Consider the following 20481-nt stretch of genomic DNA (forward strand, 5'->3'; position numbering starts at 1 on the left):
CAGAAATGGCAGAGCCCACCAGGGGGTGGGCTCTGTTCATATACGTCTGACGGGAAATGAATTACAGGAAGGGCAGTGCCAGGAACAGCTTGATCACCATGGCGTTGATGATGTCGATGAAGAAGGCGCCCACCATGGGCACTACCAGAAACGCCAGGTGGGAGGGACCGAAGCGCTGGGTGATGGCCTGCATGTTGGCGATGGCGGTGGGGGTGGCCCCCAGACCAAAGCCGCAGTGGCCCGCTGCCAGCACGGCCGCATCATAGTTGCGGCCCATCACCCGGAAGGTGACGAAGATGGCGTAGAGCGCCATGGCCACGGTCTGGGCCGCCAGCAGGATGAAGATGGGCAGCGCCAGGTTGGCCAGATCCCACAGTCGCAGGCTCATCAGCGCCATCGCCAGGAACAGCGACAGACTGACGTTGCCGAGCAGGGAGACTTCGCGGTCGCTCACTTCGTGCCAGTTGAGCAGAGTCAGCACGTTGCGCAGCAGCACGCCGACGAACAGCACGCAGACGAACACCGGCAGCTCGAAGGCGCCGCCCTTGAGGTAGGCGGAGAGCATCTCGCCCCCCTTCAGGCTGATGGCGATCAGCGCCAGGGTCTCGATCAGACTGAAGGTGGTGAGCGGGCGCTCCATGTCCGGCATCTCGAAGCCTTGTGGCGCATCGTCCCGGTTGTGCTCCTCGCCGGGCACCTGCACCTTCTTCACCAGATAGCGGGCCACCGGACCACCGATCAGGCCCCCCAGCACCAGGCCGAAGGTGGCACAGGCGATGGCGAGCTCGGCGGCGGATTGCACCCCGTACTTCTCGGTGAAGGTGGCACCCCAGGCCGCCCCGGTGCCGTGGCCGCCGGAGAGAGTGATGGAGCCGGCCAGCAGCCCCATGTGGGGATCCAGGCCGAGCAGGGTGGCCAGACCCACCCCCAGGCTGTTTTGCACCAGCAGCAGGCCGGTGACCACCAGCAGGAAGGTGAGCACCGCCTTGCCGCCGCGCTTGAGGCTGGCGAGATCGGCGGAGAGACCGATGGAGGCGAAGAACGCCAGCATCAGCGGGGTTTGCAGGCTGGTATCGAACTGCAGCTCCATCTGCAGGGTGGAGCGCAGCAGCAGCAGCACCAGGGCGACCACCAGGCCGCCGGCAACCGGTTTGGGGATGTTGAAGGTGCGCAGCAGCCCGACTCGGGTCACCAGCAGACGACCGAGCAGCAACACCAGGGTGGCTGCGACCAGGGTGGCGTAGGAATCAAGTTGTAGCATTCAGTACTCCCATGTTGATTGGCTGTGTCTTTCGTTGATGCAGACTCACAGATTCAGCCGGGATAAAAACAGTGTGGCTCAGGTGCCAACAAAGAAGGGGCGCCATGCCCCCGCCCCACGTAAGAATGGGACCGGTGCGGGCCTGAATTGATCAGGCATCCAGATGAGATTTATGAAAAATCGAGCGGATAGTAGCAAAAAACACCACTTATATCCACATTTGTCAGATAAATGGTCGCTCATTGTGTTTGTTGTGAAATTTAACACTATCGGGTTGGTCGCGGTGCAAGCCGGGGTGAGGGCTATTTCCTGGCTGTCATTTGGGGCACCAGTCCCTATAATTCGGCGGTTTTTGGCCCGCGGACGGCACTGGTGGGATGTGAGCCGGCGGCCTGGCGCGCTATCATGTGCGGGCTTTCGGCCCATGGCGAATGCGGCAGGCAGTCTATGCCACCGTTTCGTCCCGTTTGAGCCACGATTCGCGGCTGTTGTGCCCATCAAAGAGGAGAGGGTGTGAAGAAGTCCATCTATATCGCCTACACAGGCGGCACCATAGGGATGCAGCGTTCCGACCACGGCTATGTGCCGATGGCGGGCTTCATGGAAGACTGTCTGGCGCGGATGCCCGAGTTCCATCGTCCCGAGATGCCGGATTACCATATTCACGAATATGCGCCCCTCATCGACTCTTCCGACATGACGCCGGCGGACTGGCAGCGCATCGCCGAGGACATTCGTGACAACTACGAGAAATACGACGGTTTCGTCATCCTGCACGGCACCGACACCATGTCGTTCACCGCCTCGGCGCTCTCCTTCATGCTCGAAGATCTGCACAAGCCGGTGATCATCACCGGCTCCCAGATCCCGCTGGCCGAGCTGCGCTCCGACGGTCAGCAGAACCTGCTCAATGCCCTCTACATCGCGGCCAACTACCCGATCCACGAGGTGACGCTGTTCTTCAACAACCAGCTCTATCGCGGCAACCGCAGCAAGAAGGTGCACGCCGACGGCTTCCACGCCTTCGATTCGCCGAACTACCCGCCGCTGCTCAACGCCGGCATCGCCATCTCGCTGGAGGCAGGCGAGCTGGGCGTGCCCTCCGAGCGGCCGCTGGTGCTGCACGACATCACCCCCCAGCCCATCGGCGTGGTGACCCTCTATCCCGGCATCTCGGCCGAGGTGATTGCGAACATCCTGCAGCAGCCGGTGCGGGCGCTGATCCTGCTCTCGTTCGGGGTGGGCAATGCGCCGCAGAATCCGGCCATGCTGGCGCTGCTCTCCGAGGCATCGGCCCGTGGCGTCATCATCGTCAACCTGAGCCAGTGTCTGCACGGCAAGGTCAACATGGGGGGCTATGCCACCGGCAACGCCCTGTCGCGGGCCGGGGTCATCTCGGGCTTCGACATGACCGCCGAGGCGGCGCTGACCAAGCTGCATTTCCTGCTGAGCCAGGATCTGCCGGCGCCGCGCATCCGCGAGCTGATGCAGCAGTCCCTGCGTGGTGAGCTGACCCCCTGACTGGTTCCCCCTCACCCTCTCCCAGCGGGAGAGGGGATAGCTCGAGGTGCTGTTGGCCGCGAAGCTTGCCATGAAGATCGCCGGCAGGTGGCCCGCTTACGGTTCGCAGCTGCGAGCCTGCTCCCTTCTCCCCTGGCGGGAGAAGGGCCGGGGATGAGGGGTATCACTCTGCAGAGATAAAAAAGAGGGGAGCCATAATGGCTCCCCTCTTTCGTTCCGTTACCGCGATAGGTGACGTGCGGCCTACCTCAGTGGCTGAGGTCGACCCGCACTATCTCTTCCTCGTCGCGATACTGACGCTTGAGCTCGCTCTTGCTCTTCATCACGATCTCGCCGTCACGGCCGATGTTCATGTGCTCAGGGTTCTCAAGGTGCATCGCCTGCCAGGCCATTACCGCCTGCAACGACGTGGCCTTCTGTTCGTCGGTGAGCGGTTTGCCATCGGGCCACTTGCCGAGCTCGACCGCCGTCTTGAGGCGTTCGTACACCTCTGCGGGCATCTGCCTGATTGCTTGCAAAAACTCACCTTGTTGAAACGACATCCGGCCTTCTCCTTGCACATTGAGCCATGACGAATCGGGATCAGACCGGCAGATCCTGGCGAACTGCGCCAGCCATCTGCTCCATCACCCGCACTACCTGACAACTGTACCCGAACTCGTTGTCATACCATACGTAGAGCACGCAGTGATCCCCCTCGGCGATGGTGGCCTGGGAGTCGACGATGCCCGCAAAGCGGGAGCCCACCATGTCGGAGGAGACCAGCTCGGTGCTGGCGCTGAAGTCTATCTGGCGATGCAGGGCGGAGCTCAGCGCCATCTGCTGCAGATAGACGTTGAGGCTCTCCCGATCGGTGGTCTGCTCCAGCGACAGGTTGATGATGGCCAGCGACACGTTGGGGGTGGGCACCCGGATGGCGTTGCCGGTCAGCTTGCCCTTGAGCTCGGGCAGCGCCTTGGCCACCGCCTTGGCGGCGCCGGTACTGGTCATCACCATGTTGAGGGCCGCGCTGCGACCGCGCCGCTCGCCCTTGTGATAGTTGTCGATGAGGTTCTGATCGTTGGTGTAGGAGTGGACCGTCTCCACGTGACCGTGACGGATGCCGTACTTGTCCTGCATCACCTTGAGCACAGGGGTGATGGCGTTGGTGGTGCAGGAGGCGGCGGAGATGATGCGATCGTCAGACGTGATCACCTGGTGGTTGACCCCGAACACCACGTTCTTCATCTCCCCCTTGCCGGGAGCGGTCAGCAGCACCCGGGCGGCGCCGCGCGCCTTGAGGTGCTCGGACAGACCCGCTTCGTCACGCCAGGCGCCGGTGTTGTCGACGATCAGCGCATCGTGAATGCCGTAGGCGGTGTAGTCGATGTCGGCCGGGCTGTTCGCATAGATAACCTGGATGAAGGTGCCATTGGCGATGATGGCGCTGCGTTCACTATCCACTTCGATGGAGCCGTTGAAGGGGCCGTGCACCGAGTCACGGCGCAGCAGGCTGGCACGCTTCTCCAGATCCCCGTCGCGGCCACCGCGCACCACGATGGCACGCAGGCGCAGGGAGTTGGCGGCGCCGGTGCGCTCGATCAGCAACCGGGCCAGCAGACGGCCGATGCGGCCGAAGCCGTACAGTACCACGTCGGTCGGAGCCGGTACGCCGCGACCCAGGGCCGGTGCCAGCTTGGCACGCAGGTAGTCGTCGATGCCGGCTTCATCCTGGTGATCCTGCCAGTAACCCACGGCCAGTTTGCCCAGATCGATCTCGGCAGCGGTCGGGTTCAGGGCCAGGATGGCTTGCAGCAGGGGAAAGCTCTGTTGGATCGGGAGGGGGGCTCCCTGGTGGCGGCGAACGACCCGGTGGGCCTTGAGGATATCGATGGTGGAGGCGTTTTGCAGCGGGCGTCCGAAGATGGTGATCTCGATCCCTTGCTGACGGTAGAGGCGACCGATCAGGGGTTGCATGGCTTCGGCGAGCTCCTGGCTCTCCTGCCACGCCTGCAGATAGTGCTCGTGGGTCATTAACCAGATCCTTTATTTCACGTTGTTGGGGCAAATAGAAATTCGTCGAATGCAGATCAGTGTAGGGGTGTATATTTCGTTATATTATTCTGCAGTCGCGGCCTTATACGGCGCGCGCATTGTAATGGATATGTAACCGGTTTGCTAGCCGTAGGTGGCCGCTCGAGGCTCCCGTTGTTATCAACCTGCGTTTTCAACAAGATGTGAGCCATGGCCAATTTGCCCCTGCGACAGACCTTCATCATGCTTTCCGTCGGCCTTGCCGTTGCGGGCTGCAATGACGACCGGATCCACAATATTTGCAGCAACCATCCCGAGCTCTGTCAGGATCTGGTAGACGATGGCTGGTGCCGCTACGAGCGTACCGACATCATTCGCAGCCGCTTCTATCTCAAGGAGGAGGGGACGGATCGGCGCAAGTATGAGCTGATGCGCAACCTGGAGCGCTACCTCAAATGTGCCGAACGCTCCACCAACATCGAGTACAAGAATGCCCGCGAGCAGAAGAGCCCGCGGGTGGAGGGGATGCTGGCGGCTGGCGACCAGCTGGCCCAGCTCGATGCCGCCACCCGCAATGCCAAGGATCCCTATCTGCTGCTCTGGCACTGGACCAACAACACCAACGAGCTGGCCCGCCAGCAGTTTCTGGCGCTGGAGGGGCAGCCCGCGCTTGAAGAGCCTGAACTGCAGCTGGCGCTCGGGGGCATCTATGCCAAGCGTGAGCCGCAAAAGGCCATCGCGCTGATGCAGCACGCCCTCTCTCTCTACCGGGAAGGGGATCAGGTGAACGGCCGCATCCTTACCTCCCTCAGCACCCTCTACATGGGCCAGAAGGAGTACGGGCAGGCCTATCTGTGGGGCAAGGTGAGCGAGTCGTTCCAGAACGCCGCCGAGGTGTCGGCCAGCCGTTTCAGCCTCTACCACTCCCTGAGCAAACAACAGCAGGAGGGGCTGGACAGCCAGGCCGCCATCCTGGTCGAACAGCTGAAAAGCGGAACCTATCGTCCCTGAATCCTGATGAACCACATTGAACCTCTGGCCAGCGACTGGCCTCACCCCTTCGATATCCGGCTCACCCACGGCCGGGTCAACACGGATGGCCGCCAGCTGGAGCGGGTCACCGTCCGGGCCGTCGTGCTGCGTGGCGACCAGCTGCTGCTGGTGCACTCCAGCGTCAACGGCGATCTCATGTTTCCCGGTGGCGGCATCGAGCACGGGGAGTGCCACAATACGGCCCTGGCCCGCGAGCTGCGCGAAGAGTGTGGCGCCGAGCTGGTGGCGGTCGGCGCCCTGCTCGGGCAGACGCGGGAGTACCGTCCGGCCCGCGAGGCCGACTACGACGCCTACTGCATCCGCTCCTTCTACTACCTCTGTCAGGTGGGGGAGAACTGGAGCGAGCCGCGGCCCCAGCCCTACGAGATCAGGCTCGGTTTCACCCCTGGCTGGTTCGAGCTGGCCGAGGCGCTGCAGACCAACAAGACCCAGCTGGCGGGCTCCTGCCCCCAGTGGACGGCGCGGGAGACCCGGGTGCTGGCCGAACTGCAGCACTGGCACGGTGCCGGCCTGCTGGGCTGAGTTCTTTCACCACGCCATAAAAAAAACCGCCGATTGGCGGTTTTTTTGCGTTGGTTGCCGATCAGGGTGTGCAGACCGGGCAGAGGGCGTAGGTGCCCTGCGGATCGTTGAAGCGGGTCAGCGGGTCCAGGCTGCGGTTCACCTCCACCAGCGCCTTGCCAAGGCCTGCCGGCAGCCAGCTCTGCAGGTGCGAAGCCAGCACCTGGGCGCTGCTGTCGAACAGCTGGCGCAGGAACTTGTCCTTGGCCGACTCTTCCTGCTCGATGGGGGCGACCTGCCACTCCTTGAGGTTGGCCAGCTCGGCTGCCGCCTTGATGGCCGCCTCCTGATCGCCAAACTCGTCCACCAGGCCCAACGCCTTGGCATCCTGACCGGTCCAGACCCGGCCCTCGGCCGCTTTCTCTGTCTCTTCCGGGCTCAGGCCGCGGCCCTTGCTCACCAGACCGACGAAGCGCTGATAGGTATCTTCCACGCTCAGCTGGATCGCCTGACCGACGTGTTCCGGCAGAGCGCGGGTCAGGCCGACGCCGACATAGTCGGTGGTGCCGACACCGTCGGTGTGCACCCCGAACTGGGAGAGCGCCTTGTCGATGGTGGCGAACATGCCGAACACCCCGATGGAGCCGGTGAGGGTGGTGGGGGAGGCGAAGATCTTGTCCGCATCGGCGGAAATCCAGTAGCCGCCGGAGGCGGCGTAGCTGCCCATGGAGATCACCACCGGCTTGCCGGCCTGCTTGAGGGCCAGCAGCTCGGCGCGGATCTGCTCGGCGGCGAAGGCGCTGCCGCCTGGGCTGTCGACCCGCAGCACCACGGCCTTCACCTTGTCATCGCGGCGTGCATCGGCCAGCAGATCGGAGAGGCTGTCACCGCCTATGGTGCCGGCAGGCTGGACACCATCCATGATGGCGCCGCTGGCGACGATGAGACCTACTTCATCCTTGCCGCTCTGGGGATACTGGCTCGGAATGGCGGCCAGGTACTCCTTGAGGCCAACCCCCTTCCAGCCGTGGTCATCGCTCTCGCCCACTTCCTTGATCACCGCCTGGGTCATCTCGTCGCGGGTCGCCAACTGGTCCACCAGGCCGTTGTCGAGGGCGTAGTTGGCGGCGTTGCCGCCGGCCTTGCGCAGCAGCTCGAGGAAGCGATCCTTGCCCGGTGCCACGGCGTCCGGTTCGATTTCACGCTGCTCGGCCACGTCGGTCACATAGGATTGCCACAGCTGATCCAGCCAGCGCTGGTTTGCCTCCTTGCTCTCGGGGGACATCTCGTCGCGGGTATAGGGTTCGACGAAAGACTTGTAGGTACCGACCTTGAACACGTGCGGGGTGATGTTGAGCTTCTCCAGCGCCGACTTGTAGTAGGTCTGGTAGACGCCGAGCCCCTCGATCACCACGGCGCCGCTCTGGTTGAGCAGCACGTGATCGGCGTGGGCGGCCAGCAGGTACTGGCCCTGGGTGTAGAAGTCGGCCATGGCGATGACCGGCTTGCCGCTCTCCTTGAATGCATCGATGGCGTTCGCCACCTCCTGCAGTTTGGAGAAGCTGGTGCCCTGCAGTCCCTGGGGCTTGATCACCAGCGCCTTGATGCGATCGTCATCCTTGGCGTTCTTGATGGCCCACAGCAGATCGGAGAGGACAATCTCGCTGGGCAGCTCGTCGCTGTTGTCCACCTGGCGCAGCAGCTGCACCGTGGGATCGGTCTGCGAGCGCTGTTCCACCAGCACGCCGGCGAGATTGAGGGTGAGAGCCCCTTCGATGGGGGCGCTGGGGGCCTCTTTCTGGCTGACGCTGAAGACGATGATCAAGACCACGACGAGAAACAGCAGATTGACCAGCATCAGCCGGGTGAAATTGAGCAGGCGCCACAGGCTGCGAAACAGCCAACCCAGACCTTTGAAAATAGACATAGTCGCGTTATCGCCCTGTTAATGGGGAGGGAAGCGCCATTATTAACCAGTTGGCCGGTGAAATGCCATTTCCGCTTGGAGAGGATCGGAGCCGGTGAGTTCGGAACACGTCTGTTCGCCGAAAAATTGTCCAAACATTTGTTTGAAAAAGCATTTTTGATTCTTTACTCTAGCCTCGGTTTGATAACAAAAAATTAACTGGAGGCCCTGTGAGCCGCCCACCCATGCTGCCGCCTTGTTCCAGGCCTGAGTCCGGACGGTGGGGGATGGGCGTGGTGCCATCCAGCCCGGCCCCGAAAAGGAGTTCATGATGAGCCGTTACCCGACCCTGCTGACCCCCCTCGATCTGGGCTTTACCCAGCTGCGCAACCGCGTGTTGATGGGATCCATGCACACCGGCCTCGAAGAGGAGAAGGGGGGCTTTGACAAGCTAGCCGCCTTCTATGGCGAGCGGGCCCGGGGCGGGGTCGGCCTCATCGTGACCGGCGGCATCGCCCCCAACCTGCGCGGTCGGCTGGTGCCCAACGGCTCCCAGCTGAGCTTTCCCTGGCAGGTGGCCAAGCACAAGAAGGTGACCAGTGCGGTGCATCAGGAAGGGGGCAAGATAGCGCTGCAGATCCTCCATGCCGGCCGCTACGCCTATCATCCGTTCAGCCTGGCGCCGAGTGCCCTCAAGGCCCCCATCTCTCCGTTCAAGCCGCGCGCCATGAGCGAACGGCAGATCCGCGGCACCATCCGCGACTTCGCCTCCACCGCGCAACTGGCCAGGAGCGCGGGCTACGACGGGGTCGAGGTGATGGGCTCGGAAGGCTACCTCATCAACCAGTTCATCTGCGAGCGCACCAACAAGCGCACCGACGGCTGGGGTGGCAGCAGCGAAAACCGCATGCGCTTCCCGGTGGAGATTGTCCGCGCCATCCGCGAGCGGGTCGGGCCGGATTTCATCATCATCTTCCGCCTCTCCATGCTGGATCTGGTGGAGCAGGGCTCGACCCTGGAAGAGGTGATTGCGCTCGGCAAGGCGCTGGAGCAGGTGGGGGTCACTCTCATCAACACCGGCATCGGCTGGCACGAGGCGCGCATTCCCACCATCGCCACCAGCGTGCCGCGCGGCGCCTTCAGCTGGGTGACGGCGGAGCTGAAAAAACACCTCAAGGTGCCGCTTATCACCACCAACCGCATCAACACCCCGGAGGTAGCCGAGCGCATTCTGGCGGGCGGCGAGGCGGATATGGTCTCCATGGCGCGCCCCTTCCTGGCCGACCCTGAATTTGTCATCAAGGCCGCCGAGAACCGGGCGGACGAGATCAACACCTGCATCGCCTGCAACCAAGCCTGCCTCGACCACATCTTCAAGCAGAAGCGGGCCTCCTGCCTGGTCAATCCGCGCGCCTGCTTCGAGACCGAACTCAACTTCGGCCGGGTGCCCCAGCCCAAGAAGCTGGCGGTAGTGGGGGCCGGCCCCGCCGGGCTGGCGTTTGCCTGCTACGCCGCCGAGCGTGGCCATCAGGTGAGCCTGTTCGATCAGGCCAGCGAAATCGGCGGTCAGTTCAACTTTGCCAAGCAGATCCCGGGCAAGGAGGAGTTTCACGAAACCCTGCGCTACTTTGCCAAGCGGCTGGAAAAGTGCGGCGTCGAGCTCTATCTGGGCCAGCGCCAGAGTGCCGAGAGCTTGCTTGGCGGCGGCTTTGACGAGGTGATCCTCGCCACCGGTATCCGCCCGCGCACCCCCAACATTCCGGGTATCGAGCATCCCAAGGTGCTGAGTTACCTGGACGTGCTGCGGGATCACAAGCCGGTGGGCGAGAAGGTGGCGGTGATCGGCGCCGGCGGCATCGGCTTCGACGTGGCCGAATATCTGGTGGAAAAACGGGCGGATGGGGGCCAGAGCCGGGATCACTGGCTCAAGGAGTGGGGCATCGACAAGCAGCTCGGCGAGCGCGGCGGTCTGACGACCCCGGTGATCGACGCCCCCGAGCGCCAGATCTGGCTGCTCCAGCGCAAGGAGAGCAAGGTGGGCGATGGCCTGGGCAAGACCACTGGCTGGATCCACCGCACCGTCTTGAAGAACCGCAAGGTGGAGATGCTCTCCGGCGTGCAGTATCTGCGCATCGACGACGAGGGGCTTCACATCCGGGTGGGCGACCAGCAGCAGTGCCTGCCGGTGGATCAGGTGATCATCTGCGCCGGCCAGGAGCCGCTCAAGGAGCTGCAGGCCGGTCTGCAGGCGGCGGGCAAGCCGGTACATATCATCGGCGGCGCCGATGTGGCCGCCGAGCTGGATGCCAAGCGCGCCATCCGCCAGGGGGCCGAGCTGGCGGCGGTCATCTAGTCGACGGGCCGCCATGTATTGCGACAAACCCCTGAGGCTCAGGGGTTTTCTTCATCTGGTGCTGTGCTAAGGTAGCGCCATCATAGCCCCTGACAAGGAACTGCTCATGGATGCCCTCCACCTGTTACTCAACCGCCACTCCTGTGGCCGTCTGGCCGAGCCGGCTCCCGCCGGAGAGGTACTCGACAATATCCTCAAGGCCGGGCTGCGGGCGCCGGATCACGGCACCCTGACCCCCTGGCAGTTCATCCTGTTCGAAGGGGAGGGCCGCGAGCGGTTGGGCACCCTTTTGGCGGAAGCCGCCCGTAGCCGCGGTGAGGATGAAGAGAGCATCAAGAAGTGCCGGGAAGCTCCGCTGCGCGCGCCCCTGGTGATCGCGGTGGCGACCCGCCATCAGGAGCACCCCAAGGTGCCGCGGCTGGAGCAGGAGCTCTCCGCCGGCTGCGCCCTGATGGCGATGCAGATGGCGGCCCAGGCCCAGGGCTTCAACGGCATCTGGCGCTCCGGCTGGTTTATCTTTGACGAGCAGATCCAGGCCGGCCTTGGCCTTGGCACAGACGATCAGCTGGTGGGCTTCCTCTACCTCGGCACCCCCATGCTGGAGGCCCGCAAGCTGCGCGAGCTGCCGGTGAGCGAGTTCGTGCGTCGCTTCTAGTCTGATGAACTGTCTATAAAGCCCTGACTTGTAAGGGCTTTTTTGTTTCTGACGACAGGCTGTACTGATAAATGAAAAATTGCCAAGAGGGAGGCCGTGGCTGGCAGGGAATTTTTTAAATAGTGAGATGCCGTTCTCAATCCTGGTTTATTACGCTATGTAAAACGTTTGCGCCTCGTTAATATCCCTATGCCAGTTTAGAAGGTGACCCCTTCTAATTTTCTGCGATGAGAGTCGCAATTCCGTAGCACCTTTTTACAGCCCAACGTCTTGATGACATTGGGCTTCATTTTTTTGGGCGCTTTTTAGGTACCTCTACCCTCAACCTCCTAGGACCGGAAAGGTCACCTTTTTACAGACCATCATGGTCTTGATGACATTGGGCTTCATTTTTTTGGGCGTTTTTTAGGTACCGGTACCCTCAACCTCCTAGGACCGGAAAGGTCACCTTTTTACAGGCCATCATGGTCTTGATGGCGTTGGCCTTCATTTTTATGGGCATTTTTTAGGTACCGGTACTCTCAACTTCCTAGGACCGGAAAGGTCACCTTTTTACAGACCATCATGGTCTTGATGACATTGGGCTTCATTTTTATCCGCGCTTTTCAGGCGCCGATCCCCTTAATTCCGTAGCGCCCGGCGCGCGCCGCTAGCTTACCGGCGTCTTGCCTTTGGCGGGCAGCACGCGGGCCGGGTTGCCCACCACCCGGGCGCCGGCCGGCACGTCTTTGGTGACCACGGCTCCGGCGCCCACGATGGCCTCCCGCCCTATGGTGACGCCGGGCAGCAGAATGGCGCCGCCACCGATCCAGACCCTGTCCTCGATGGTGACCGGCAGCGCGGTCTCCACCCCCTGGATCCGTTCATCGGCGTCCAGCGCATGGGCGGCGGTGTAGATCTGCACGTTCGGCCCTATCATCACCTCGGCGCCGATGCGAATGGGGGCGTTGTCCAGCAGGGTGGCCCCCATGTTGATGTAGCTGCGCTCGCCAAGATGAATGTGGCGGCCATAGGTGCAGTAGAGGGGCGGGCAGATAAAGGCACCCTGGGCCAGCTCGCCGACAATCTGCTGCAGCAGCGCCAGCTGTTCATCCTCCTCGTCGCTGCGATTGAAGCGGCGGTACAGGCGGGCCGTCTCCCGGCGCAACAGATCCAGTTCCGGTGCCATGCAGTTGTAAGGCTGGCTGGTGATCATCTTGTCGTACTCGGTCATGGGAGCTCCTGTGGCTTGTCTTTGTGGCGCCTGGGTTACACATGCTAGCGGCCCGGTCGCCGGATAACCGTGATCAGCGGCCCGCTACGGGCAGCACCAGATTGGTCGGCCTGCCCTCGGCAAAGGCAATCAGGTTGTCAAAGGCGGCCTGAAAGTAGCGTTGGTAGCTGTTGCGCTCCACATAGCCAAGATGAGGCGTCGCCAGCACATTGGGCAGGCGCAGCAAAGGCTCGCTCTGCGCCGTGGCGGGCTCTGCGTCGAACACGTCGAGGGCTGCGCGCCGGGTCGGGTTGGCGGCGAGTTCGGCATAAAGGGCGCCGGGCTCGACAAGCTCCGCCCGACTGACGTTGACCAGCAGGGAGTCCGCTTTCATCCGCGCAAGATCGGCGCGGGTCACGCAGCCTCGGGTGGCCTCGTTCAGGCGCAGATGCAAAGAGAGGATGTCGGCCTCGCGAAAGAAGCTCTCCTTGTCACAGGCGCTGGCATGGCCATCCTGCTCGGCCTGTCGGCGGGAGCCCTCGCTGCCCCAGATCAGCACCGACATGCCAAAGGCCCGGCCGTAACTGGCCACCAGCCTGCCAATCTTGCCGTAGCCCCAGATGCCGAGCGTCAGCCCCTGCAAGGTACGCCCCAGCCCCAGTGTGCCGGATTGCTGCCACTGCCCCTGGGCGAGGGCATGACAATAGGCCGGGAGGTGGCGGGAGGCCGCCATGATGAGGGCCCAGCAGAGCTCGGCGGGCGCCACCGGGCTGCCGATGCCTTCGGCGACGGCCACCCCGTGGCGCTGACACAAGAGGGGGTCGATATGCTGGCTGATCTTGCCGGTCTGGCTGATGAGCCGAAGGGAGGGGAGCCTGCGCAGCAAGGCTTCGTCGATGCGGGTGCGCTCACGGATGAGCACCAGCGCCTCCACCCCTGCCAGCTTGGCGGCAAGGCGCTCGGGGTCAGGTTCGCTTCGGGTGAGAATGGTGACGTCGTGGCCCGCCAGGCGGGTAAAGCAGGGCAGATGACGCACCTGATCCTGATAGTCATCCAGTATGGCAATCCGCATAAGCACTCCGTGTCGCAGGGGGACTGGCGGCCTATCCTACCGGAAACGGGGTGAGCTGTGTGGTCAAATGAGCATGGATGGCGCTGGGTGGTGGAATCAGCGAAGAAGCGGCTGCCGCCGGCGGGCCGAAAACAGACGAGGCTCCCGTGTGGGAGCCCCGTTGATAGTTTGGCAAGTGCCGCTTAGCCGAGTTTGCGGCCGATGGGTTGGCAGCCGCCGTGGCTTGTTGCTTATCAGCCGAGTTTGCGGCCGATGGGTTGGCAGCCGCCGTGGCTTGTTGCTTATCAGCCGAGTTTACGGCCGGAGAGGCGGCACCACTCTTCCTTGACGGCGGTCGGGTCCATCTCGAACCACTGGCCGTAGATGGTCTCCAGCTCCGGCGCCTGGCTTTCCAGCACGCCGGACAGGGCCATCAGGCTGCCCGCCTTGCCGTGGCCGGCGATAAGCGGCGCCAGCTCGCGCAGCGGGCCGGCCAGGATGTTGGCGACCACCACGTCCGCTTCGACATCTTGCGGCTGATCCGCCGGCAGGTAGAGCTCGATCTGATCGGCGACGCCATTGCGCTCGGCGTTGTCACGGCTGGCCTGGATGGCCTGCGGATCGATGTCGATGCCGATGACCCGGGCGGCCCCGAGTTTCAGCGCTGCGATGCCGAGGATGCCGGAGCCGCAACCAAAGTCGACCACTGTCTTGCCAGCCAGATCCAGCCCGTCCAGCCACTGCAGGCAGAGCGCCGTGGTGGGGTGGGTACCGGTACCGAAGGCCAGACCCGGGTCCAGCATGACGTTGACCGCATCCGGGTTCGGCACGTCGCGCCAGCTCGGGCAGATCCACAGGCGTTCGCCGAACTGCATGGGGTGGAAGTGATCCATCCACTCGCGCACCCAGTCCTTGTCTTCCAGCTGCTCCACCTTGTAGCCCACGTCTTCGCCGAAGATCTGCTGGAAGAAGGCGATGGTGGGGGCCGGATCGGTTTCGGCGTCAAACAGCCCCATCACTTCGGTCTCGCCCCACAGCGGGGTCTCGCCCGGCATGGGTTCATAGACGGGCACATCCTTGGCATCCATAAAGGTCACCGCCTGGGCACCACGCCCCAGCAGCATGTTGCTCACCTTGTCCGCCGTCTTGGCGGTGGCGTTGATTCGAATTTGTATCCAGGGCATGGCGTCGACTCTTCATAAATGTGAAACCGCGGGATTCTATCATCATGGGCGTGTGCTGTCGTGGTTTGCCCATGCAGTGTGGTGGAGGAGGCGGACTTTGCCGAGTTGGCACGGTTCATGTATTCCTCATTGGGTGACGGGAAGCAACCTGTTCCCGCTGAATGCTTTGCTCTAGGAAAGTTCCGTCATCTTTTTCAGCCACCTTCGGGTGGCTTTTTTTTTGCCTGCGAGGCGGCAGGGGCGGCAGGCCACGGTGGCAGGGCAAAATGTAGCAAGCAAGCGGGGAGGGGGGCGGGATTGGCACACTAGCTGCAAAGGTTCAGAGGTCCTGCATAAGGATATGTGTGTGATTGTTACCCCAACGTTCAGGTATTTAGGGCCATCCCGGCGGGATGGCCCCTTTTTTTGGCTTTTTTATGGTGAAGCTGCGTGGTGACTGTCTGTTGCCTGATGTGAGCTGTGCAGTGATGGGGCTTGTCACTGGTGAGTTCACCCCATGATGGTGCAGTTTTTACCCATAAGGGATTAGTTGCCGAACCGGCTCATGTCGATCACCAGCTTGCCCACCATGCGGCCGGCTTCCACCTCGGCATGGGCCTGAGCCAGGGTCGTCGGGGTCAGCTCGGGTACCACCTTGCTGAGGGTGCTCTTGATCACGCCCTGATCCACCAGGGCGGCAACCAGCCCCAACAGGTTGTGCTGCTCAATCATGTCCGGGGTCTGGAACAGGGAGCGGGTAAACATGAACTCCTGGCTGAAGGTGACGCTCTTGCTCTTGAGCAGGGAGAGATCCCAGGGCTCGCTCGATTCGGCGATGGTGCAGATATGGCCGAACGGGCTGATGAGGCTGGCCATGGCATCCCAGTGCTGCTCGGTGGCATTGGTGCAGAAGATGGCGTCCACCTGGTTGATGCCGAGGGCGGTGAGCTCCTCCTGCAACTGGTGATGGCTCACCACCTGATGGGCCCCCATCTGCAGGCACCAGGCCCGGGTTTCGGGGCGCGAGGCAGTGGCGATCACCTCCATGCCGGTGAGCTGGCGGGCCAGCTGGATAGCGATGGAGCCGACCCCGCCGGCGCCGCCGATGATGAGCAGTCGTCCGCGGCTCTCGCGGCTGAGGCTCATGCGCTCAAACAGGGTCTCCCAGGCGGTGATGGCGGTGAGCGGCAGGGCGGCCGCTTCCAGGTAGCTCAGGCTGGCTGGGGCGAGGGCGGCGATGCGCTCATCCACCAGTTGCAGGGCGCTGTTGCTGCCGGGGCGGCTGATGTCGCCGGCATACCAGACCCGGTCGCCCGCCTTGAACAGGGTCACCTCGCGGCCGACGGCGATCACCTCGCCCACGGCGTCCCAGCCCAGTACCCGCGGGCTGCTCTCGACCTTGGCCTTGGGGGCGCGCACCTTGGTGTCGACCGGGTTGATGGAGGTGGCCTTGACCCGCACCAGCAAGTCGCGCGGGCCCGGTGTCGGGTCGGCCAGATTGGCCTCGATGAAGCAGTCGGGATGATCGCTCGGCAGATAGTGGGTCAGGGCGATGGCTTTCATGGCAGTTCCTTTCAAATCGGTTGGATGGGGATTGCCAGCCACTCTAGTCTGGTTGATTATTCAGATTAAGATGGGTAATTGGTAAAGACTGTTTGAATATATGAACAATGTCGAACTGGAGCTGATGGGGCTGTTTGCCACCGTGGTGGAGCAGGGCAGTTTTACCGGCGCGGCCGAGCTGCTTGGCATGCCCAAATCCTCGGTCAGCCAGAAGATCTCGCGGCTCGAATCCCAGCTCGGGGTGCGCCTGTTGCAGCGCACCACCCGCCGGCTGAGCCTGACCCCGCAGGGAGAGGTCTATGTGGAGCAGTGCCGGGCGCTGCTGGCGCTGGCCCGCAGCGCCAATCTGGCGATGGCGCGGCTGCGCGCGGCCCCGGCCGGCCGGGTGCGGATCACCGCGCCGGAGGCCACTGGCACCCTGCTGCTCGGCCGGATCCTGGCCGAGTTTCGGGCCCTCTATCCCGAGGTGGTGCTGGAGCTGACCCTCTGTGATGAGCAGCTCGATCTGGTGGGGGAGGGTTACGATCTGGCGCTACGGGCGGCGCCGCTGAAAGACTCCAGCCTCATCTGCCGGCGCATCGGTCAGGTGCCGCGGTACTTGGTGGCGGCCCCCGCCTATCTGGCGGCCCACGGCATGCCGCAACAGCTGAGCGAGCTGGGTCGATACGCCTGCCTGGTGCACACGTCGTTGCCGGTGTGGCCGCTGCAGGAGGGGGGCTGGCGGCCGCAGGGGGCCTGCATCAGCAACAGCCTGCTGGCGCTGCGGGAGCTGGCCATCAACGAGGGGGGAATTGCCCTGCTGCCCCATCACGTCTGCGAAGGGGATCTGGCGAGTGGCCGCTTGCAGAGGGTATTGCCCGAGCTCGCCGTGCCGCCCAATCCCTTCTATCTCATCTACCCGAGCCGGGAGCACCTGGCGCCCGCCCTGCGCAGCCTGATGGACTTTGTGGCCGAGCGGTTGCCGTTTGCCTGAGGCTACCAGCCGCTCTGGCCGGCCGACTCCTGATTGGGCTTGAGGCCGAGTGGCACCGACTGGCGCTCCGCCAGCATGCGGATCTGCCCTTCAATGAGGCTGGCGTTGGGGCCCAGCACCAGCACCAGCTGATGGTCGTTGAGCTGGATCCAGGAGAGGCAGCCCAGCCCCAGCAGGCGGGATTGATCCACCAGCGAGATGTCGCGTACCCGCAGGCTGAGGCGGGTCAGGCAGACGCTCATCGCCTGCAGGTTGTCCATGCCCCCCAGCACCTTGAGGTACTGGATCGCCAGCATCTGGGGATCGGAGGGGGCGACGCTCGCCAGGCGCGGGTGTTCCGGGGCGATGGGCTTGCTCGGCAGGCTGAGGGGCGTGCGCTCCAGCAGCTGGTAGAACAGCAAGGTGTAGGCGACGAAGAACAGGATGCCGACCGGAATGAGCCAGAAGCTGTGCTCGCCGGCGTGGTAGCTCAGCACCAGATCCAGCAGGCCGGCGGAGAAGTAACTGCCCACCTTGATGCCGAGCGCACTGCAGGTGGCGAGCGACAGGCCGGTCAGCAGGGCGTGGGCCAGAAACAGCCAGGGGGCGGTGAAGGCGAACAGGAACTCGATGGGCTCGGTGATCCCCACCAGCGCCGAGGTGAGCGCCAGGGTGAGCAGCAGCCCCCCTTGCGGCAGTCGCTGCATGCGCTGGCGGTGCAGCCAGATGGCGAAACAGGCGCCAGGCAGGCCGAACATGATGATGGGGTAGAGCCCGGCCACATAGCCTTCGTGCAGCGGCTGGGCGCTGGCCAGCGCCTGCAGGTTGCTCTCCCCCAGCCCGATGAGGCTGCCCAGCACCTGGTGCAGGCCGAGCGGGATCAGCAGCCGGTTCAGCACGCCATAGCAGAAGGCGCCGAGCGGGGTGGTGAGCAGCTCGGAGGCGAGCAGGGTGATGCCCTGCTCCAGCAGTGGCCAGAGCAGCGCGAGGGGGAAGGCCAGCAGCAGGCAGGCCAGTGCCGAGGCGAGCAGGCTGGTGAAATCGCCATTGACCAGCCGCAGCCAGTGGGGCATGGGGTGGCGCTTGAGCCAGGGGTAGACGATGGCAGTGGTCAATCCCGCCAGCAGGCCGCAGATCATGTCGCTGTGCAGGCCGGGGGCCAGGGTGCCGAGCGCCGAGCTCAGCAGCAGGAAGTTGACCGCCCCGGCCAGCGCCTGGCTCCCCTCGCCCTGGCGGCTCAGCCCGAAAGCGATGGCCACCGCATAGATGAGCGGCATCTGGCTGAACAGGGCGCGACCGGTGAGGGAGAGCACCGCCAGATCCAGCACATCCGGCTGGCCGAGCCGATAGAGCAGGGCCGCCAGCGGCAGGATGGAGACCGGCAGCAACAGGGCGTAACCGAGTCGCTGCAGGGCTTGGGTCAGGATCTGTCTGGCGTTCTGGACGGGCATAAGGGCGCACTGTTTTGTGACATGGCGCACAGTTTACCCTTAAAGCACCCATTTTGGGATAGTTTCGGAACCCTTTATTAATCCATTGCTGAACAAGGTTCGAAGAGCCGCCGCACGCTCTGGCTCGGAGCCGGGGTGAGCAGGCTGACCAGCACGAAGGCGATCAGCCCCAGCGCCAGGCTCGGCACTATGGCGTGCAGGCCGGCCAGCTTGATCTCCCACTGGCTCAGGACGGCGTAGCAGAGGATGCCGCACACCATGCTGGCCAGGGCGCCCGGGCCGTTGGCCCGTGACCAGTAGAGGCCGAGCACCAGCGGCCAGAGGAACACCGCCTGCAGGCCGCCAAAGGCGAGCAGGTTGAGCCAGATGATCATCTCGGGAGGCTGCAGCGCCGCCAGCAGCACCAGGGTACCCAGGATCAGGGTGCAGAGCAGGGAGAGGCGCGGCACCCGTACCTCCAGCTTCTCCTGGCCGGCCTTCTCCGGGTTCAGGTAGTTGAGGTAGAGATCCTTCACCAGCGTGGCGGAGGCCTGGATCAGCTGGGAGTCGATGGTGGACATGATGGCCGCCATGGGGGCCGCCAGGAAGACCCCGGCCAGCCAGGGGGGCAGCACTTCCATCATCAGGGAGGGCATGATCTTGTCCGGGCTGTCCATGCCGGGCAGGATGGCGCGGCCCAGCGCGCCGGCCAGGTGCATGCCGAACATCAGGAAGGCGCTGACGACGGTGCCGATCAGGATGCCGCGATGCAGCGCCTTGCTGTCGCGATAGCCAAAACAGCGCAGGGCCGAGTGGGGCAGCCCCACCACCCCGACGCAGACCAGTACCCAGAAGCTCAGCATGAAGGGCTGGGTCAGCATGTCGCCGGCCCCCTGCGGGCTCACCAGCTTGGGATCGATCGCCTTGAGCTGGTGGATGAGGTTGGGCAAACCATCCCCCGCGATCAGGATCCCCGCCAGCAGGGCGCCGGTGCCGATCAGCATGATGATCCCCTGCAGCGCATCCGTCATCACCACGGCGCGAAAGCCGCCGATCACCGTGTAGAGCAGCACGCAGCCGGCAAACAGCAAGAGTCCCTGCTGGTAAGAGAGGCCGGTGGCGGTCTCCAGCAGGCGGGCGCCGCCGATGAACTGCACCACCATGGTGGCGATGAAGGCGAGGATGATGGTGACCGAGCCCAGCACCACCACGGCCCTGCTCTGGTAGCGGGCCCACAGCATGTCGTTGATGGTCACCGCATTGACCCGGCGGGCTATGATGGCGAACTTCTTGCCAAGCACCCCCAGGGTGAGCCAGACGGTGGGCAGCTGGATCATCGCCAGCAGCACCCAGCCCAGACCAATCTTGTAGGCGGCCCCCGGCCCGCCGATAAAGGAGGAGGCCGAGGTGTAAGTGGCCACCAGGGTCATGGCCAGCACCAGGCCGCCCATGCTGCGGTTGCCGATGAAGTACTCCTGCACGAAGTCACCGCCCACCCGGTGGCGGCTGGCCCAGAAACCGACCCCCAGCACCAGCACCAGATAGATGCACAGCGGCAGCAGCAGCTCAAGATTCATGGGGAGGCTCCTTGTCATCGAGGGGCTGGGAGTCGAGGGGAATGTCCACGAACAGGCGATCCACCATCAGGCCGCACAGCACGATGAACAGCAGCGGCATCACCATGCAGCTGAGCAGGAACCAGAGCGGCATATCCCAGAATTCGATCTCTTCGGGGATGAAATAGGCCGTGCCATACCAGGCAAGGAAGTAGAGCAGGGTCAGCAGCAGGCAGAGTGCTGCTTCCCGACGAGCGAGCGCAAAACGGTTCACCTTGGCCTCCGACAATTTCGAGGGGCGCAAGGATAAC

17 protein-coding genes are annotated in these 20481 nt (G+C 63.7%); 6 read left to right on the plus strand and 11 right to left on the minus strand.

Going from position 1 to position 20481, the window contains the following annotated elements; translation table 11 throughout:
* Positions 1 to 61 precede the first annotated feature (61 nt).
* Positions 62 to 1261 (minus strand): sodium/glutamate symporter, encoded by a 1200-nt coding sequence (gltS, locus tag ACB033_RS00565; protein WP_005297985.1) that lies wholly within the window; start codon positions 1259 to 1261, stop codon positions 62 to 64.
* 513 nt (positions 1262 to 1774) lie between these two features.
* On the opposite strand from gltS, the gene ansA reads away from it, so the two are divergent.
* Positions 1775 to 2782: an asparaginase gene (gene ansA, locus ACB033_RS00570; RefSeq protein ID WP_005297986.1), complete on the plus strand. Its 1008-nt coding sequence runs from the start codon at positions 1775 to 1777 to the stop codon at positions 2780 to 2782.
* A 248-nt stretch (positions 2783 to 3030) separates the two neighbouring features.
* Here the strand turns inward: ansA and ACB033_RS00575 are convergent, their stop codons facing one another.
* Complete coding sequence (locus tag ACB033_RS00575; RefSeq protein ID WP_010633068.1) at positions 3031 to 3324, minus strand: YeaC family protein; 294 nt, start codon at positions 3322 to 3324, stop codon at positions 3031 to 3033.
* A gap of 40 nt (positions 3325 to 3364) precedes the next feature.
* Complete coding sequence (locus tag ACB033_RS00580; protein ID WP_139723868.1) at positions 3365 to 4795, minus strand: glyceraldehyde-3-phosphate dehydrogenase; 1431 nt, start codon at positions 4793 to 4795, stop codon at positions 3365 to 3367.
* Between the two features lie 210 nt (positions 4796 to 5005).
* Between ACB033_RS00580 and ACB033_RS00585 the strand changes: the two genes are divergently transcribed.
* Both ACB033_RS00585 and ACB033_RS00590 read left to right on the plus strand, forming a co-directional pair.
* Positions 5006 to 5806: a DUF2989 domain-containing protein gene (locus ACB033_RS00585; protein ID WP_017766725.1), complete on the plus strand. Its 801-nt coding sequence runs from the start codon at positions 5006 to 5008 to the stop codon at positions 5804 to 5806.
* Positions 5807 to 5812: 6 nt separating this feature from the next.
* Positions 5813 to 6370: an NUDIX domain-containing protein gene (locus ACB033_RS00590; RefSeq protein WP_139723866.1), complete on the plus strand. Its 558-nt coding sequence runs from the start codon at positions 5813 to 5815 to the stop codon at positions 6368 to 6370.
* Between the two features lie 61 nt (positions 6371 to 6431).
* On the opposite strand, the gene sppA is transcribed toward ACB033_RS00590, so the two are convergent.
* Positions 6432 to 8276: a signal peptide peptidase SppA gene (sppA, locus tag ACB033_RS00595; protein WP_139723864.1), complete on the minus strand. Its 1845-nt coding sequence runs from the start codon at positions 8274 to 8276 to the stop codon at positions 6432 to 6434.
* A 310-nt stretch (positions 8277 to 8586) separates the two neighbouring features.
* Between sppA and ACB033_RS00600 the strand changes: the two genes are divergently transcribed.
* Together ACB033_RS00600 and ACB033_RS00605 are read left to right on the plus strand one after the other, a co-directional pair.
* Positions 8587 to 10608 carry an NADPH-dependent 2,4-dienoyl-CoA reductase gene (locus tag ACB033_RS00600; protein WP_139723862.1) on the plus strand — a complete coding sequence of 674 codons (2022 nt, stop codon included), beginning with the start codon at positions 8587 to 8589 and terminating at the stop codon, positions 10606 to 10608.
* A 106-nt stretch (positions 10609 to 10714) separates the two neighbouring features.
* Positions 10715 to 11263, plus strand: coding sequence for an NAD(P)H nitroreductase (locus tag ACB033_RS00605; protein WP_010633073.1), 549 nt, complete (start codon positions 10715 to 10717; stop codon positions 11261 to 11263).
* Positions 11264 to 11912: 649 nt separating this feature from the next.
* On the opposite strand, the gene ACB033_RS00610 is transcribed toward ACB033_RS00605, so the two are convergent.
* From ACB033_RS00610 to ACB033_RS00625, 4 genes are all read right to left on the minus strand, one after another.
* Positions 11913 to 12476 carry a sugar O-acetyltransferase gene (locus tag ACB033_RS00610; protein WP_139723861.1) on the minus strand — a complete coding sequence of 188 codons (564 nt, stop codon included), beginning with the start codon at positions 12474 to 12476 and terminating at the stop codon, positions 11913 to 11915.
* 73 nt (positions 12477 to 12549) lie between these two features.
* Positions 12550 to 13527 carry a D-2-hydroxyacid dehydrogenase family protein gene (locus ACB033_RS00615; RefSeq protein ID WP_371140279.1) on the minus strand — a complete coding sequence of 326 codons (978 nt, stop codon included), beginning with the start codon at positions 13525 to 13527 and terminating at the stop codon, positions 12550 to 12552.
* A gap of 284 nt (positions 13528 to 13811) precedes the next feature.
* Positions 13812 to 14690, minus strand: coding sequence for a 50S ribosomal protein L11 methyltransferase (gene prmA / locus ACB033_RS00620; protein WP_010675412.1), 879 nt, complete (start codon positions 14688 to 14690; stop codon positions 13812 to 13814).
* 525 nt (positions 14691 to 15215) lie between these two features.
* Positions 15216 to 16232 (minus strand): zinc-binding alcohol dehydrogenase family protein, encoded by a 1017-nt coding sequence (locus ACB033_RS00625; protein ID WP_139723857.1) that lies wholly within the window; start codon positions 16230 to 16232, stop codon positions 15216 to 15218.
* Between the two features lie 100 nt (positions 16233 to 16332).
* Here ACB033_RS00625 and ACB033_RS00630 point away from each other — a divergent pair, with 100 nt between their 5' ends.
* On the plus strand, positions 16333 to 17205 hold the full coding sequence (locus ACB033_RS00630; RefSeq protein ID WP_162519780.1) for a LysR family transcriptional regulator: 873 nt from the start codon (positions 16333 to 16335) through the stop codon (positions 17203 to 17205).
* A gap of 2 nt (positions 17206 to 17207) precedes the next feature.
* Here ACB033_RS00630 and ACB033_RS00635 read toward each other — a convergent pair whose 3' ends face one another.
* The 3 genes from ACB033_RS00635 to ACB033_RS00645 form a co-directional block, all read right to left on the minus strand.
* The gene (locus ACB033_RS00635) at positions 17208 to 18635 is read right to left on the minus strand and encodes a PTS transporter subunit EIIC (protein ID WP_005298024.1); all 1428 of its coding nucleotides are present in this window, start codon (positions 18633 to 18635) and stop codon (positions 17208 to 17210) included.
* A gap of 77 nt (positions 18636 to 18712) precedes the next feature.
* Positions 18713 to 20191 (minus strand): sodium/pantothenate symporter, encoded by a 1479-nt coding sequence (gene panF / locus ACB033_RS00640; RefSeq protein WP_139723855.1) that lies wholly within the window; start codon positions 20189 to 20191, stop codon positions 18713 to 18715.
* On the minus strand, positions 20181 to 20459 hold the full coding sequence (locus ACB033_RS00645; RefSeq protein ID WP_193557953.1) for a YhdT family protein: 279 nt from the start codon (positions 20457 to 20459) through the stop codon (positions 20181 to 20183). The genes panF and ACB033_RS00645 overlap by 11 nt, the downstream gene beginning before the upstream one ends.
* Positions 20460 to 20481: the final 22 nt, after the last annotated feature.

It is taken from the genome of Aeromonas sp. S15(2024) (assembly GCF_041402265.1).
In the GTDB taxonomy this organism is placed as follows: domain Bacteria; phylum Pseudomonadota; class Gammaproteobacteria; order Enterobacterales; family Aeromonadaceae; genus Aeromonas; species Aeromonas dhakensis.

Coding starts and splice junctions, on each gene's coding strand:
- ACB033_RS00625 (WP_139723857.1), bottom strand. CDS start 16,232: ATGAAAGCCATCGCCCTGACCCACTATCTGCCGAGCGATCATCCCGAC.
- ACB033_RS00600 (WP_139723862.1), top strand. CDS start 8,587: ATGAGCCGTTACCCGACCCTGCTGACCCCCCTCGATCTGGGCTTTACC.
- ACB033_RS00580 (WP_139723868.1), bottom strand. CDS start 4,795: ATGACCCACGAGCACTATCTGCAGGCGTGGCAGGAGAGCCAGGAGCTC.
- ACB033_RS00605 (WP_010633073.1), top strand. CDS start 10,715: ATGGATGCCCTCCACCTGTTACTCAACCGCCACTCCTGTGGCCGTCTG.
- prmA (WP_010675412.1), bottom strand. CDS start 14,690: ATGCCCTGGATACAAATTCGAATCAACGCCACCGCCAAGACGGCGGAC.
- ACB033_RS00585 (WP_017766725.1), top strand. CDS start 5,006: ATGGCCAATTTGCCCCTGCGACAGACCTTCATCATGCTTTCCGTCGGC.
- gltS (WP_005297985.1), bottom strand. CDS start 1,261: ATGCTACAACTTGATTCCTACGCCACCCTGGTCGCAGCCACCCTGGTG.
- ACB033_RS00635 (WP_005298024.1), bottom strand. CDS start 18,635: ATGCCCGTCCAGAACGCCAGACAGATCCTGACCCAAGCCCTGCAGCGA.
- sppA (WP_139723864.1), bottom strand. CDS start 8,276: ATGTCTATTTTCAAAGGTCTGGGTTGGCTGTTTCGCAGCCTGTGGCGC.
- ACB033_RS00615 (WP_371140279.1), bottom strand. CDS start 13,527: ATGCGGATTGCCATACTGGATGACTATCAGGATCAGGTGCGTCATCTG.
- ACB033_RS00610 (WP_139723861.1), bottom strand. CDS start 12,476: ATGACCGAGTACGACAAGATGATCACCAGCCAGCCTTACAACTGCATG.
- ACB033_RS00575 (WP_010633068.1), bottom strand. CDS start 3,324: ATGTCGTTTCAACAAGGTGAGTTTTTGCAAGCAATCAGGCAGATGCCC.
- panF (WP_139723855.1), bottom strand. CDS start 20,191: ATGAATCTTGAGCTGCTGCTGCCGCTGTGCATCTATCTGGTGCTGGTG.
- ACB033_RS00590 (WP_139723866.1), top strand. CDS start 5,813: ATGAACCACATTGAACCTCTGGCCAGCGACTGGCCTCACCCCTTCGAT.
- ACB033_RS00630 (WP_162519780.1), top strand. CDS start 16,333: ATGAACAATGTCGAACTGGAGCTGATGGGGCTGTTTGCCACCGTGGTG.